Here is a 15,406-nt window from a genome sequence, read left to right as displayed (position 1 = left end):
ATCAGCTCTTTTTGCATTCGCGGGAATGCATCGCTTATCGGGGCGGTACCGGCAGATCGAGTTCCGCCCAGACGGTCTTTCCGGGAGCGCCGACGCGAGGGATCCAGCCGAAGCGGTCGGCGATCTCGGAGACGAGGTAGAGCCCGCGGCCCGACTCCTCGGTGGGTAGTGGGGTGCGGGCGGTGTCGGCGGTGGGGTGCCTCTCGGTGCGGGTGTCGGTGACCTCGATGCGGAGCCTTGCGGTGACGAGGAGCAGGCGGAGTTGGAAGTCCCGGCCGGGGACGTGGCCGTGGCGGACGGCGTTGGCGGTGAGTTCGGAGGCGATGAGGGTGGCGGTCTCGTTGGGGGTGGAGGTGTAGGGGTGGCCCCAGTCGTCGAGCCGGTGCGAGACGAGCCGGCGGGCAAGCCGGGCGCCGCGCGGCGTGGAGGTGAACTGCATCGTGAACTCGTGGGTGGTGGTCGGGTGTTGCTGATCCACCACGGGAGGAGTAATTGCTCGGTTCATGAGGAGAACGGTTGCGGAGCGTGCGTACCGTTGACCAGGAGTGACGCACTGACGGGTGCTGGCTGTACGCGTTGGTAGGCACGGTGTACGTGGTGCGGGGCGTGTCGTGAGAGGTACGGGACGTGGTGGAGCAACAGGGGCCTGAGGATGACTACGAGTACGGGGGTGGGGGCGGGGACGAGTCCGGATCGGGCATCTTGCACGTCTTCGGACAGCAGTTGAAACTGTGCCGCGTTCGGGCGGGGATGGAACGGGCGGAGCTGGGGGCGCGGACGGGGTACTCGGCCTCGACGATCGCGTCGTTCGAGCAGGGAAGGCGGATTCCGCCGCCGAAGTTCATCGACTTGGCGGATGAGGTGCTGGATGCGGGTGGGGTGTTGAAGGCGGGGAAGAAGGAGGTGGCCAAGGCGCAGTACCCGGCGTTCTTTCGGGATGCGGCGCGGTTGGAGACGGAGGCCGCCGAGATTCACGTATACGACAACCACGTGGTCAACGGCCTGTTGCAAACAGAGGACTACACCCAGGCTCTGTTGACCATGCGCCGCCCGCTGCTGAGCGATGACATCATCGAGCAACGCGTTCTGGCACGGATGGCCCGCCAAGAGATCTTCAATCGGCAGCCGTCCCCGCTGCTCAGCTTCGTCATGGAGGAGCCCGTACTGCGGCGCCCACTGGGTGGCAGGTCGGTGCAGCGAGGCCAGCTCGAGCAGATCCTGCTGGTCGCGCACAGGCGCAACGTCGAGCTCCAGATCATGCCGCTCGACCGAAAGGACAACGCCGGCGTGGACGGCCCATTCACGCTGATGACCCAACGCCGCGGCGATCAGTTCGGATACGTGGAGGTCCAGGGTCGAAGCACGCTGGTGACGGACCGAGAAGAGGTCCGCGCGCTCGCAGCGCGCTATGGGATCATCCGAGCGCAGGCTCTTACCCCATGGGAGTCTCTGGCCTTCATCGAGAAGCTGCTGGGAGAAGTATGAACGTCGCAGACACCACCGCTAGCGCCCCCGAACTCGCGTGGCGCAAGAGTAGCTACAGCGGCGCCGAAGGCGGCCAGTGCGTTGAGGTCGCTGTACGCCCCGGGACCGTGCACGTCCGGGACTCGAAGGACAAGGCGGGGCCAGCGCTGTCCCTGGCGCCTGAAGGATGGGCGGCCTTCGTGGAGTTCGCCGCACAGGGCTGAGCCGAACCGACATTGACGAGGGCGCCCCGCCAACGGACCGTTCCGTCGGCGGGGCGCCCTCGTCTGTACACGACTGTACGCGCGGCTCTCAGTCGGCCCTCTTCGCCCGACCGCGCGTCTTCTTCTCTGGACGCCAGGCCGTGAGGTCCTCCGCCGAGAGTCCGTGCTTGGCGCGCTGCTCGTCCAGGTACGCCTGGTACTCCTCGGAGGGCGTGCCGCCCCACTCTTCGTCGTGCTCACCGTGCCACTGGTGGACCCAGGGCATCAGTTCCTGGATGCCTGCGAGGAGCGGGGTGAGCCGCGGGGTGCCCCAACCAGCCTGCTCGGTACGGTCATTGATCACGTTGACCAGCGCCTGCACCTGATCCTTGTGGTCCCAGCCGGCCCAACCGAGGAGGATGGTCGGATCGGAGTCGGGCGACGCGTCCGGGTAGGAGATAAACCGCTCCTTGGGGACGTCCAGCTTGCCGCGGTGGGACCAGTAGGAGGTCTTGAGGAAGTCAGAGGAGGCGTACTTCGGCGGTACGGCGATGTCGAGGCGCTCGCCGGTCTTGTCCTCCTCCCGCTGGAGGTCCCAAACCTGCTCCCACTGCTCCCGCTTGCGCAGACCGGAGTCCTTGTAGCGCAGGGCAGCGAGGTACGGCACGTGCTCGCTGGCGATCACGTCCGCGAGAACGGTCACGAGGGTGGCGTCACGCTTGCCCATGTGATCGGTGGCGTACAGCTCGGCGACGGCCTGGACGTCAGCGTCCTGCCGGAGGGCGTCGGCGAGCTGGGAGACGGTGAGCGTCCGGGGCGCACGGAACCCGTCCCGGAGGCCGAACCAGAGGTTCTCGCCCTCGCACCGGTCGAGCAGCCAGGTACGGAGGGCTTCCTTCTCCTTCTTCTCCCAGGGGTCGGAGGCCCAACGCCGCTTGCATTCGGGGCGCTCGATGAGGGCGATGTCCTTGCGGGAGTTGATGATGTCGATACGGGCCTGGACGACGGCCTTGTACTCGTCGGGCCAGTCTGCGGGGATCTCAGTAGTAGGGGTCGACCCGTGGCGCTTAAACCAAGCGGTCTCGGCCTCGCCTGCGGCTACCTTCCGCGCCAGCACGATTTCAAAAGCCCGCTCGCCGAGGCCAACCTTGGGTACGCCAAGGGTGCTAGGCAAGGTTGTACGGCTTACCTGGTCCGGAGAGAGCAGGTTGTAGGAGCCATAGACAATCCAGTCCAGCTCCTCCTGGAGGGCGACCATCCGCGCGCCGATGGAAGCGTACGCGCCATGGGCCCTTTCGAGCGCCGCACGGGTGGGGGCGCTGATGACCACAACAGAGGGCCCATGCGTAGCCGCCTCCCGCGCCAGGGAGTCAAGGGCACGGCCTGCTTCGAGGGGCAGCTCCCCCGGCAACGGGAATTCCTGAAGTTTCGTCCCCGTGAACTCATACCGTTCCTCCCACTCTTCGTCCTGCAGGCCGCGCCCAAGGCCACTACCTCCCTTGCCTTGGCTCACCTGCTTGAGCCAGAAGCAAGCCGCCGACGAATTCAGCACCCCCAACAACCCCAGGTGCTGCTCCTCCGTCGCCCCCTCTGGCAACTTGATGATCGGCGCCGACTGCTTGAAGACCTTCTCACCACGGTCCAGCACGAAGTGATTATGCGTCGCCACAAACGCAAATGCGATCGAAAGATCAGGCCTCAGCTTGCTCGGGTATAGTTCCTGCCACTCGTGCCAGGCCATCCCGCGCTCCAGCATGGGAACCCCGAAGCGCCTTCGATGAGAGATCGCCACACGATATGCGGCAAGCAGTCGCCTGGTCGACCCGATCGACTCGTAGGGAAGCGCCTGAAGATCATCGCCATAAACCCACACCGAGTCGTGTGCTGGCACCAGATCGAAGTCACGGATGACATCCCCCGTTACCATCGGACGTGTCCTGGCGACCGCGAGCCGCCTCGCCGCACCATCTCGCGGCAGCAGAAAAAGATCATCTTCCCCCGTGACCGCAGAGATTCCGATGGATTCAGTGACCGGCCCCAGTTTCTGCCCTGCAGCCTCGAGGCATCCAAGAACTTCACCGGCGCCGCCACCACTGAGAGACCACGGATGCATCGCAAAGTCGTGTCGCGCAGCATCCTCAACTGAAACCCACTCAGACTCACTCCCGGGCTTCTCCAGCTGACCCAAAATTGCAGTCCAAACCATTGCCCGCGCCGGATCACTCGGCTGGCTTGGCTCGCCTCGCACCCCCAATACGGCGCGAATGCCGTCAGTTTGTCGACCCATACTGTTGCGACCCGCTAGAATCACGGTCGGGGTCCCATGGCCAGGGATGTAAGCCCCTGAAGTGTCGATCACATGAGTGAGGGCAACCTTCGGAAAGAGTTCCTCGATCAGCTTCTTCCCGAACTCCCGCTTCATGAACGAGTTCGACGTGATCTGCCCCGTGAAGCCACCGTCCCGCCGGTCACCCCCCGCCCGCACCGCCAGCTCAAAGATCCGCTGCGCGAACGGCACCGACAGCGCGTACTTGCCCGAGCACGCGTCGTACGCCTTGCGGTAGTTCTCGTTCTCCTGCTTGTCCTTCACCGTGATGTACGGCGGGTTCGCCACCACTACGTGATACGTCCCCCGCCCCAGCAAATCCACCCGCTCCGCGTACTCCCGCACATCCTCCGTGCGGTACGCGAACATCCCCTCGTCCTCACCCCCGAACAGCGTGTCCAGCGTCTCCGTCACGGACTCCGCACCCCGCCCATGCAGCAGCGAGTCCCCCACCGCCACGTTGATCGGGAACGCGGGCGCCGCACTCAGCCGCCGCTCGCCGCACGCCTTCAGGGCAGCCACCAGCAAGCGGAATCGCGCGATCGCCACCGCGAACGGGTTCTTGTCGCAGCCGTGCACGGACTCCAAACTCCGCCGCACCAGCTCCCAGTCGTCCGTGCCCGGCTCCGCCGCGCGCCACTTCTCCAGCAGGCGGCTGAACATGCCCAGGAGGAAGTGGCCCGAGCCGCACGCCGGGTCGATGCAGCGCAGACCCCGCGCGACCGGGTCGGCGCCCTGCCACCCCTTCGGCTTGTGCTTCCATACCGGGTCGAGGCCGAACTCCTCGACAGCCGGCTCCAGCGTCAGGTCGAGGATGAACTCCTCCACGAACTCCGGCGTCTGCAGCAGCGCGTACGTCTTTCGGGCGTGCTCGCTCAGGTCCTGGTACAGGTCGCCCAGGAATCGCGTGTCCAGTTCCTCGTCCATAAACGAATGGACGATCTCGCCGTCCGCGCCCCGCTCCCGCCAGAAGCCAAGGAGTCGCGTCGCCGCCTCGTATGACGGGGTCAGCTCCCACAGCGGGTTGTGGCCCCGGTCGAAGAGACCCGCCACCGCCTCGTGCGAACCTGCCAGCGCCTCGAAACCGGCGACCAGCCAATCCCGGTCGTTCAGCTCCGGGCGCTCCCGGAAGAACGCCGCCTGGCGGTCCTCCGCATCCGCGAGCCGCTCGCCCGGGCCCGCGATGTACGGGTCGGCGATCAGCCCGTTGTCCTCGCAGAAGCGGACGAACACCGTCGCGAGGACCCACGCCGCCGCCGCTTGCGTCACGCGTTCGTCGCGCCACGCTCCGTACGTGGCCGCCGTGCGCTGCGCGTCTCGCGCCGCCGCATATTCGCGCTCAAGCGCCACACGGAACTCGCCCTCCGAGTCCGTCCGCGCCCGAAGGTCGTCCTCCAGCGCGGTGACCTGCCTACGCAGGTCCTTCAGCAGTGCGGCCTTGTCCACGACGTGGCGCCCTTCTCTCCCGTAACCCACAACCCGTCCCCTACCTACAGCCCGTCCATCCTGCCAGCTCGGGAGGAATGTCCAGACCTGCCCCGACCTCAGCCTTCAGCGGACCACGCCGACCCGGCCCGGTCCGCCCTCGAGCCTGCGCTGGCGGTGGAGCTCCGCGATGTCCGCCTGCAAGGACTCGCGGATGTCGCTGCCCATGCGGCGCCAGCCGAAGAACTCGCGTACCTGCTTGATCAGCTCCTCCTCCGAGATACCAGGGCATTCCGCAGCGATTTCATACAGCGCAAGCTGCCGTTCCGCCGGAGCGATGGACGTCACCTTGCGCGGCTCGTCCCCGGCTTCCGGACGCCGCGCCTTCAGGCCTGCAAGCCCGTCCCGGGCCTTCGCGTCGTAGGAGTCGTAGAAATCGCCGTCCCTAACGATCACCTTCGCGCTCACCAGGCTCCGCGCCACCAGCATCACGTTGTCCCGGATCCGACTCCCCGCCCGTCCCACGCCCCACGCCTCCCGCGCCCGCTGGACCAGCAGCTCCAGATGGATCGGGCCCTCGGCCTCGATGATCTGCACCAGTGCTTTGCGCAGGGCCGGCCGCGCCTCGGTCGTGTGCATCTCGTAGCGGGAACTCACCGTCGGCCGGCTCGGGCGGTACACAGCGGCCCACCCACGCTCCACCTCCGTGTCCACCGGTACGCGCTCGTACTCGATCTCGACCTGAGGCTCCCCCACGGGCACCGTCACCACATGACCACCCTCGTAGGTCGCCGCACTGGTACTCGCCCCGGCGTCCGGAGTCGGTTGGTGCGCCGGCGCGGCCAGCGGGCCCTGCGCGATCGCCTGCTCCACGGCCTCCTGCAGTCGCAGTTCCGCCGCTGCCCGGCCCCGGTACCAGTCCGTCCCCCAGATCCGGTACAGCCGCCAGCCCAACCCATTGAGCACTTGCTCCCGCAGCCGGTCGCGATCACGCGCAGCCTTGGAGGAGTGGTACATCGCGCCGTCGCACTCGATCCCGAGCGCGTAGGCGCCCGGCAGCTCGGGGTGACGCAGGCCGAGGTCGATGCGGTATCCGGCGACACCGACCTGGGGCTGGACCTGGTAGCCCCAGCCGCGCAGCACCTCGAGTACGGATTCTTCGAAGGGGCTGTCGGGCTCCGCATCCCCCTGAACTACATCACGAGCGAGGACCGCAGGTCCCTGCTCCGCGTACTCCAGGTAGCGCTTCAGGTACTGGACGCTGAGATTGGCGCTGTCCTTGAGCTGCGTCCCGCGGAACGAGGAGACGACCTCCATCCGGTAGCGGGCGCGGGTCACCGCCACGTTCAGACGACGCCAGCCGCCTGCCTTGTTGATCGGGCCGAAGTTCAGTCCGAGGGTCCCGCGCTCGTCGGGACCGTAGCCGACGGACATGATCATCACGTCTCGCTCGTCACCCTGAACCGATTCGAGGTTCTTGACGAAGAAGCCGTCCAGGCGGTCTTCGGTGAAGCAGTGCTCCAGGTCCGGGCGCGAGATGCGCGCCTGCTGGACGGCCAGGTCGATAGCCGAGGCCTGCGCCTGGGAGAGGGCGACAACGCCGAGCGTCCTACCGGGGCGGGTGTCGAAATGGTGCATGACCCGTGCAGCCACGAAGTCCGCCTCGCTGCGGTTGTCCCGACGGCCCCCCTTGTCGTACACGCCGTCGGCTTTGAGGAAGGCCACACCGACGTCGTTGCCCTTGTCGAGCGATCCGGGGAAGGTCACCATCGAGTTCCCGTAGAACTCACGGTTGCTGAAAGTGATCAGGTCCTCGTGACGGCTGCGGTAGTGCCAGCGCAGCGACAACTCCCGCATGGCCCCGCCCTTGCAGGCATGCAGCAGGGACTCGAAGGAGTCGGGCACGTCCTCCGCGTACTCGTCCGAGTCGTCCTCGACCGAGGAGTCGAAGAACGAGGTCGGCGGAAGCTGCTTGTCGTCGCCCGCGACGATCAGGCTGCGGCCCCGGTAGATGCAGTTGATCGCGTCGCTGGGGCGGACCTGGGATGCCTCGTCGAAGATGACGACGTCGAAGGTGTAGTCCGCCGGCAGATGCTGGCTGACGGTGAGCGGGCTCATCATGAAGCACGGCTTGATCGACTGGACCACCTCGCGCGTGCGACCGAGGAGCTCGCGTACCGGCATGTGCCGGGTCTTCTTCTCCGCCTCGCGCTTGATGACGGCGCTGCCGCCACCGCCGAGGTTGCGGGGACGCCGCCTGTTGCACTGCTCGATCACCGCTCCGCCGGCCGCCGCGATCAGACGGCGGTCCGCTGCGCGGAAGTCCGCCACCCGGGCGTCAAGGTCTTCGGAGCGGGTGGCACGGAGGCGGTCGTCGCTCGCCAGAATCGCGTCGGCCCAGGAGCGGAGCAGCGCCTGCTCGACGATGTCGGGAAGCTGCTTCGGGTCGATGCCCCGCTCGGCCGCGTTCGCGACGAGGTCGTCGGCGCCATGGCGGGCGAGGACGGCGACGCCGGCGCGGTATGCCTGCCATTCGTCTGGGCCGTGCGGATCGGCGAGGAGTACGTCGATCAGCTGCTTCGCCTGGTCGAAGCCGCCCAGCAGGGACGGGGAGAGCTGGGCACTTCTGGCCGCGTCGAAGAGTCCGAGGAGTGCGGTCGCGGACGCGGACCAGCGTTCGGCGCGGCGGTCCGCCGTGGTGCACCACGTGGCCAGGGCGCTGCGTACGTTCGCGGCGAGTAGCGCCGGCAACGGATCGGTGTCGGATCCGTCGGCCAGCTGGCCGGCCAGCCGCTCGCGTCGGGCGACCCCACCCGCCAGCTCGGCAACTCGGTCCGCGGTCGCCAGGGCCTTGTCGAGGTCCGATGCCTCCGCCCGGGTTCGCGGTGTCCAGCGTCCGAGGAGAGTGGTGTGCTGATCGGCGAGACGCTGCACCTCCTGGAATGCGTGATACCAGTCGAGTGCCTGGCCGAGGCGCCCGGAGAGCTTCCTGTCCCAGGTTGCGCTGTGCGTCAGTGCCGCCGCCGCGGCCCGGTCTGTCTTGTACTGCGCCGAGAAGCGGGCCAGCAGTCCGCTGTGAACGTCGGCGAATCGCGCCACCAGTTCCGGCAGTTCGGAGGCGCTCAAAACCTGCTCGCCGAAGACGTCCTCCGCTGCAGTCCGCGCCGCGCCCTCAGCGGTCAGCGCCTGGTGCAGTTCCTGTGCGGCGCGGTGCGCTGTGCTCCGTACGCCGTCGTCGAACCATCCCGCCGGCGGCCGGTGGGTGGCCTTGGTGAGATCCGCGAGCTCGCAGAGGGCGAAGGCGGCCTCGGTTCCATCCGGCTTCTGAACGCCGAAGAGATCCGCGAGCTGCGCAAGCTGGTCGGAGACGTCCTCGGGCAGACTTCCGTCCGCAGCCCCTTCCTGGCCCGGAAGCCCAGCCCGCAGGGTGCGTACGACCTGCTGGAGTTCACGTACCGAAGCCGGTGCGGCCTGAGTCACGGCGAACGGGCGACGTACCGCAACGGCCTGTACGGCATCCCATGCGTCGGCTGCCTCCGAGAGCACGGAGAGCGCCGAGCTTCCGACCAGCCCCCGCCAGGGCAAGGCGTCCCCCTCGGAGGCAGGTCGCCAGGCACGGCTGACGGATTCGGCGGCCGAGGTAACTTCCTGCAGTGCATCGGCGCTCAGCCTGCCGACAGTCTGGACATGGGAGCCGGGCAGCGGAAGGTGCGGAGTACCCGCCAGCTCCAGCTGGATCAGCCGTCCCAGGACGTCGTGGAGACTGCGCTGCAGTGGCTCGCGGGTCTGGTTCATCGCCGCTGCGTAGGCGGACAGCTCCTCACGCAGCAGACGGGCCCGCTTCAGCTCGTGCTCGGCCGCCCCCGTGGCCCGGGCCTCGGTCGTCAGCACCCGGGCGAGTTCGGTCGCCACTGCCTTCTTGCTCGTATCTCCGCTGTGCAGAGCCATGACGAAGTCACCGAGGCCCACACTGCGAAGACGGTTGCGTACGACATCGAGGGCCGCGGCCTTCTCACTGACGAACAGCACACTGCGACCCGCGTGCATGAGTGCGGCGATCATGTTGGTGATGGTCTGGCTCTTGCCCGTGCCGGGAGGACCGCTCACCACGAAGGATCGGCCATCGAGCGCGGCCGCGATGCACTGCCGCTGAGATGCGTCCGCATCAAGGACCAGCGGCGTCTCCTCGGGCAGCTGGACTTCGTCGATCCTGTCGAGTTCCGGGGGCTCGAAGCTGATGAGACCGTCGGGCAGACCCGCGTCAGGACCGAGGGCGACGGCCCTCACCAGCGGATGTTCGAGGATGCGCCCTTCGTTCTGTTGAAGGTCCTGGTACATGGCCTCCCGGTGCGAGGCGAACAGCCCAAGCACCACGCGCTCCTGGACCTTCCAGCCGACTTGACTGGCCGCGACCGAGCGAGCCGCGGCGATCACGGCGGACAAGTCGGCGACGTCGGTGCCGGTGACGGGGCTCCAGTCGATCCCCAGCCGGTCGAGTTTCACCGCGAGGGCGGGGTTGTGCATCCGGTCCTGGCCGTCGACCGGGTGGAGGCGGTAGCGGCGGTCCTTGTCGCGCCGTAGTTCCACCGGCACGAGCAGCAGCGGCGCGGAGCTGCCCTCTTCAGCCCCGGCTTCTCGCCAGTCCAGCATGCCGACGCCCAGCCACAGCACCCACAGACCGAAGTCGTTGAACGTCTGGCCGGACTTCTGTCGAAGCTGGTACAGGGCGCTGTCGAGCGCCGCCTGCGTGGGCTTCTGCGTCACCACACCGGTCCGGGAGCCATGGGCCGACACCCCGGTACCGTCATCCCCGGATTCTTCGGCTTCTGTCCCGAGCGGGGCGAAGTCCCAACCAGCGGCGAGTCCGCTCAGGAGAGTCGTTGCGCTGGGCGATTCGAGCTCCAGCGTCGCCGTCTTCGTATGACGGAAGTTCAGCAGCCGATTGCGTCCACCGAGGTCGAGAAGCGAGCGGCGCCAGCCTTCCAGCACGTCCTTCAGCCGGTCGAGACCGGGATCGCTCGTCGCGGTAGGCACGGTCTGAGGCTGATCGGGCATAGGGGGTGTACCTCCTGAGCTGAGCGCACAGGGGTGTCCACACTCACAGGCCCCCCTGGAGACATCTGCTTATCAGCCCACATCCACCGACACGCCGGAGATCCACAACTCGGTATGAATTCGTTTGCCGCCCGCACGCAACTTCAGCGATCGTCGCTCGTACTGCCGCTCTTGAGCTCCTTCAGAAACAACGAGCCGAGCACCGTCCACTCGGTGGCGCGGTCGACCACTTCCACCGTGCGTCCGTCCAACGAGGGCGTCTGCTTCGGGTCCTCCATCGGGCACAGCCACCACAGCCCGTGCGGAAGCTGCGCCGGGCGCCGGGCAGCCTGCTGGAGATTCACCAACAGGTCGTGTCCGCCGCCGTCGAAGTACCGTGCCAGCAGGCTCGCATTGTGGAAGAAAAGCACGGCCCTCGGGCCGGCTTCCTCGGCGCGCACGGTGAATCGCTCCGAAAGCCGATCAGTGACCCGCTGGACATAGGAGCGCAGCCCGGGCTTCAGCTCACCGCCGCTGGTGAAGGCGGCATCCGCCCGCAGGACCTTGGACCAGTCGGTACCCAGCTCCTCGGCCAGCATCCGGAAAACCGCGAGGAACTCGGTGTTGAAATCGACCGGAGTCACGCCGAACTCCGCTGCCAGAGCCGCCGCCGTGCCGGGCAGGTCCGCGCCCTTGAGGGTGAGGGCGAGGAAGCCCCCGCGCTCGGCGGACGTCGTCAGCTTGGCCCGTACCACGGCCTGCGGATCACGGCCCGACGCGACCGCGGCCCTGGCTTCCGCGACGAGCACGCTCGTACGGGTGTAGGTGGAGCTGGTCCAGCGTGCTCCTTCGACAGCCGGAGGGAAGAACCGCTTGCGTACGGTGTCGTACTCGAGGGGGAATCCCGCATCGACGAGCGCGTCCTCGATCGCAATGTGCGTGGGGGCTTCCGAGAACGGCAGCGAGGGGAAGCGCGCCTTGACCCGGGCGATGAGCTCACCGGTGGAGATGCCGACTTCGCGGCGGACACCGGCAACAGCCTGGGAGATTCTAATGGCGCGGGCCAGGCCGAGCGCCTTCGGGTAGATCTCCAGCCGGGGCGATGCGGAGGCGTCCTGCGAGACCACGGCCGCCAGCCCCACCAGGCGGGTGTCGGCCAGCGGCGTCATTCCCTCCGGCGCAGGTACCTCGCGCAGGGTCCGTACGACCGTGGCCCGGCCCGGCAGGGGATCCTCGGCGGCCATCCGGTCGGCGGCGGCGCCGAGGTTCGCTGCATAGTCCGCCAACTCCTGTGGAGTGGGGTCATCAGTGCCAGGCAGGGAGTCGAGTGCGAGCAGAACGCGGGATCCCCTCCGCAGCACTTCGAGGCGCGGGTCCCGCTCGTTGCCTCGCTGCAATGCCTCGGCGTCAGCCGCTGCGCGGACGACAGCAAGCGCCTTCGCCAACGTTCGCTCGGCGGTGTCGTCTCCGGCGCCATGGCGTACGCGAAGCTCGGCAGCGGCTTCCTGGACGGTCATCACGCGGCCCGCCTGAACCAGAATCTGCACCAGCTCGTCGCGGATGTGCGCGATCCATCCGGTCGCGGACCACTCCTCGATCGCGGCGACGTGGTGCCGGGACACTGTGGGCTGGCTGCTGCCGAGATGCTTGGCGATCAGCGTCTGCGGCGGCCAGGGGCCGAGAGGAGAGAGAGCGCCTCCGTCCTCCTTGGTGCGAGGCAAACCCAGGGTCAGCCGTACCACGTCCGGACGCAGGTTGCCCTTCCGCGCAGCTCCCGGAGCGAGGCGGGCTGCCAAGGAGTCGACGGACTCGGTGGCAGTCAGTCGCGCTTCGTCCATGGGCGTGGCAGCCAGGGCATCGGAAAGCGCTGATTCCACGGGCGTTGTGCCACGCTCCGACGCTGGGGCGGGGCGCTTGAGCATCGCGTACCACTGCTTGTGGCGCCGGTTCAGTTCCCTGCGCACGAGCGTGCCGGCGCCTCGGGCGCGGGCGATCGTATGCGGGGGCACATCAAGGAGTTCGCCGACCGTGACCGCACCTAGCCCGTTGGCGACGGACACAGCTCGTGGGGAGAGTCCGGCCGCATCGAGGGCTGTGGTCGGCTCTGCCGCTGCCGCTGCCGTCTCCCGGGCTTCCTCCGTCGTCGCCGTCAGTGCCCCCATGGTTGCAGGGGTGGTGGCCGGCTTGGCGGAGTCGGCTGTACGGAAGATCTGCCGCCAGGCATCCTCCATCTGCTTGAACGTGTCGAAGCGCCGGTCGACATCACGGTGCAGAGCCCGTTGGAAGAAAGCGGTGAGCCCGTCACGCAGTCCTGGCTCGAACAGCTCGGCAGCGACGAACAGTTCGACGTCCTCGCTCACTCGGGGATCGCTCTGTCCGTCGCCCCAGATGGGTCGCTCGCCGGAAGCCATCTCGTGCAGGGTCACGGCGGCCGCATACCGCTCGGCGTGATCGTCGTAGAGCGAGCGACGAGCACTGCCGAGGAAGGGGTCGAGATAGCCGCGAGTACCGGCGCTGATGTCCCGTTCGGAGGCGTCAGCCAGAGAGAAGTCGAACAGCAGCAGCTCCCACGAGCCGTCGTCGCGCTTGTGCAGACCCAGGTTGTCCGGCTTGATGTCGCGGTGACGAACTCCCTTGGCGGCGAGCTGGTCGAGTGCAATGAACAGATCGTTGCCGTACCGCTCCAACTGGTCGTAGGTAAGCCGTCCTTCGCCGCGCAGCCGTGCACCGAGAGAGCTCTCGCCTGCATACTCGAGTTCCAGAACCGTATGACCGGCGATCTCCCGCGGCTCCTCGAGAAGCCGGATGATCCGGCCTCCGCCCACTGTCTTGAGGGCGTTCGCCTCCGCGTACAGCCGTGAGTCCTTGTCCTGGTCGAGCGCAACCTTGAAGACACGTTCCTGGACAATGGTCTTGTCGTCGGGCCCGACAGGCTCCTCGACGACTCGCTCGACCAACAGCGCCCGTGCGGTGGCTCCGGTCCCGAGTACCCGCTTGACGGTCCACACGTCGTCCACCGGCTGACCCGGGAGCGCCGTCAAGGGATCGGTATCCACCGTCGCGGGCTGATCCGGAGTCGCCGTCTGCTGCTCGGCGTCGTCGAGGATGTCGAGGAAGCGGTCTGCAGAAGGCAGCCGATCGACGACCTCGGCGCGAGTGGCTCGGTAGATCAAGGCATCAAGGCTGTCCGAGAGGCCATCGGCCACGGCGTAAGGATGCAGGCCGCCTTCGGCGGACAGCCTTTCGATCAGGGCGCTTCGCTGAGGGGCAGGCGGCTCGCCCGTGAGGATCAGGTAGGCGACAGCACCGAGCCCGAAGAGGTCCAGATCGACCGGATCGGCGAATTCCTGGTCGGTCTCCGGGGCCAGGTACACCTGGGCGGAGTCCTCGATCAACCCACCGTCGAGCGGTGTGTCTCCGATCGAACGCATCGACGTCGTTTCGAAGTCACGGGCCGCGGTCTGCCAGTCGGTGATGCGTACGGCGGGGTCGGAGCCGTCCTCCTTGGCCGAGACGTACACAGAGCGGGCAGAGAGTGCGCGGTGATAAAGGGAGCGGTTGTGCGCATACCGGAGGGCCTCAGCGAGCTGACGCACAAGGTCGAGCCGGACCTCCGGGGTGAGTTTGCCTCCGTAAGCAGCCAGATAGGCGTCGAGCCGGAGGTCGGAGTGACGGTGGCGGAACAGAATCGCCGGCCCACCCTGATGCTGATGAATCTGGGCGGCCTGGGCGATACCCCGGTGGGTGATGCCCTGCAGAACCTGATACTCACGCCGAGCAGCACGATCCGCGGCTCGCCTCGCGGCCTCGCCTGCCATCTGCTCGACCAGATATATCCGGACCCGGCCTTCCTCCTGCACGAGGCCGTCGACACGGACCGCAAGACGGTCCTCCCAGCCGGGGCCCGCATCGAGCACACTCGGCTCGAGCTTCCAGTCGTCACCGAAACGCAGGTGGGCGGTGGAGTGGCTGATACCGACCTTCTGCATCAACTGCTCGAGCAGCTGCGCAGACTGCGGCGTGATGCGCCAGCTCTCCCGCTCCGGAGGCCTGCCGAGCAGGTCATCCCAGATTCTGCCCAGCCCGCTCGCACCGTCGTTGCGTCCAAAGACATTGATCCGCTGGAACTCGTCGAGCCCGCTGACCAGACCTGAGTCATGGAGGAAGACCGCGGGCTTGATGAAGGGGACACGCCGCGGGTCGACTCCCATCGACCGGGCGGCCCGCTCCAACTGGCCCTTGAGTTCCTTGCACTTGAGGTCGGTCAGATGCAGCGGGTTCTTGAGAGTGCGTACTCGGTCCGCGTGGAACTGCCAGGTGTCTCCGTGATTGACGACTCGGCCGGGATGTCCCTTGAGCTCGAGGAGATAGAGACCACCGGGGACCGCGATAAAAAGGTCGCACTCATTGGTACGCCCGGATGCAGCGGTGAAGGCGAACGTGGCCCAGGCACGGTAGGGCTCCGTCGACGGCATCAACTGCCGGATGTGGTCGAGCCCTTCCTGCTCCCAGGAGTGGCTGGACCGGCGAGGCTGGAACCAACGCTCCTTGCGTGGCTGCCCGGGCTTGGGCGCCGCCGGCGTACCAGCTGCCGTCACGGTTCGACCTCCGAGGTGATTCCGTACGCCACACGGCGTAAGCCTCCAGGCCACCGACCCTACCCTGACGCAGTTGCAGGACGAGTCGGACCGCGCCTCAAGAATCTCCGGCCATGGGTGCTACGGACCATGCTAGGCTCCCGGGGCTATTACGGAATCCACCGGGCTGTCGAATTCGGACGATGCCCTCCACACCGTAAGGAGAGCGCGCATGGCTGCGCCTCAAGGCTCGACTCCAGTACACATATCGGGGTCGCATTCCTCCACTCTGCCGAAATTCAGGCGGAACGATTCCCTGACGCAGAGATCCCGGCACGCAGAATTCGTGGGTGCAGGCGAATCGTTCTCCCCCGTCG

At 67.3% G+C, this 15,406-nt stretch carries 6 protein-coding genes; 2 read left to right on the top strand and 4 right to left on the bottom strand.

From position 1 onward, the window contains the following. Nucleotides 1–34: 34 nt before the first annotated feature. On the bottom strand, nt 35–478 hold the full coding sequence (locus AB0F56_RS22945) for an ATP-binding protein (protein WP_362012702.1): 444 nt from the start codon (nt 476–478) through the stop codon (nt 35–37). 152 nt (nt 479–630) lie between these two features. On the opposite strand from AB0F56_RS22945, the gene AB0F56_RS22940 reads away from it, so the two are divergent. Continuing rightward, nucleotides 631–1,485, top strand: a complete 855-nt coding sequence (locus AB0F56_RS22940) for a helix-turn-helix transcriptional regulator (RefSeq protein ID WP_362012937.1) — start codon at nt 631–633, stop codon at nt 1,483–1,485. After that, nucleotides 1,482–1,688: a DUF397 domain-containing protein gene (locus AB0F56_RS22935; protein WP_362012699.1), complete on the top strand. Its 207-nt coding sequence runs from the start codon at nt 1,482–1,484 to the stop codon at nt 1,686–1,688. The genes AB0F56_RS22940 and AB0F56_RS22935 overlap by 4 nt, the downstream gene beginning before the upstream one ends. 88 nt (nt 1,689–1,776) lie before the next feature. On the opposite strand, the gene pglX is transcribed toward AB0F56_RS22935, so the two are convergent. The 3 genes from pglX to pglW form a co-directional block, all read right to left on the bottom strand. Continuing rightward, nucleotides 1,777–5,439 carry a BREX-2 system adenine-specific DNA-methyltransferase PglX gene (gene pglX, locus AB0F56_RS22930; protein WP_362012698.1) on the bottom strand — a complete coding sequence of 1,221 codons (3,663 nt, stop codon included), beginning with the start codon at nt 5,437–5,439 and terminating at the stop codon, nt 1,777–1,779. A gap of 105 nt (nt 5,440–5,544) precedes the next feature. Then, complete coding sequence (locus AB0F56_RS22925; protein ID WP_362012696.1) at nt 5,545–10,452, bottom strand: DUF3320 domain-containing protein; 4,908 nt, start codon at nt 10,450–10,452, stop codon at nt 5,545–5,547. Nucleotides 10,453–10,616: 164 nt separating this feature from the next. Beyond that, nucleotides 10,617–15,050 (bottom strand): BREX system serine/threonine kinase PglW, encoded by a 4,434-nt coding sequence (pglW, locus tag AB0F56_RS22920; RefSeq protein WP_362012693.1) that lies wholly within the window; start codon nt 15,048–15,050, stop codon nt 10,617–10,619. Nucleotides 15,051–15,406 lie beyond the last annotated feature (356 nt).

The sequence above is a fragment of the Streptomyces sp. NPDC026092 genome (assembly GCF_040638605.1).
Taxonomy (GTDB): Bacteria; Actinomycetota; Actinomycetes; order Streptomycetales; family Streptomycetaceae; genus Streptomyces.
This window is presented reverse-complemented; position numbering and strand designations above follow the sequence as displayed.

Coding starts and splice junctions, on each gene's coding strand:
- AB0F56_RS22935 (WP_362012699.1), top strand. CDS start 1,482: ATGAACGTCGCAGACACCACCGCTAGCGCCCCCGAACTCGCGTGGCGC.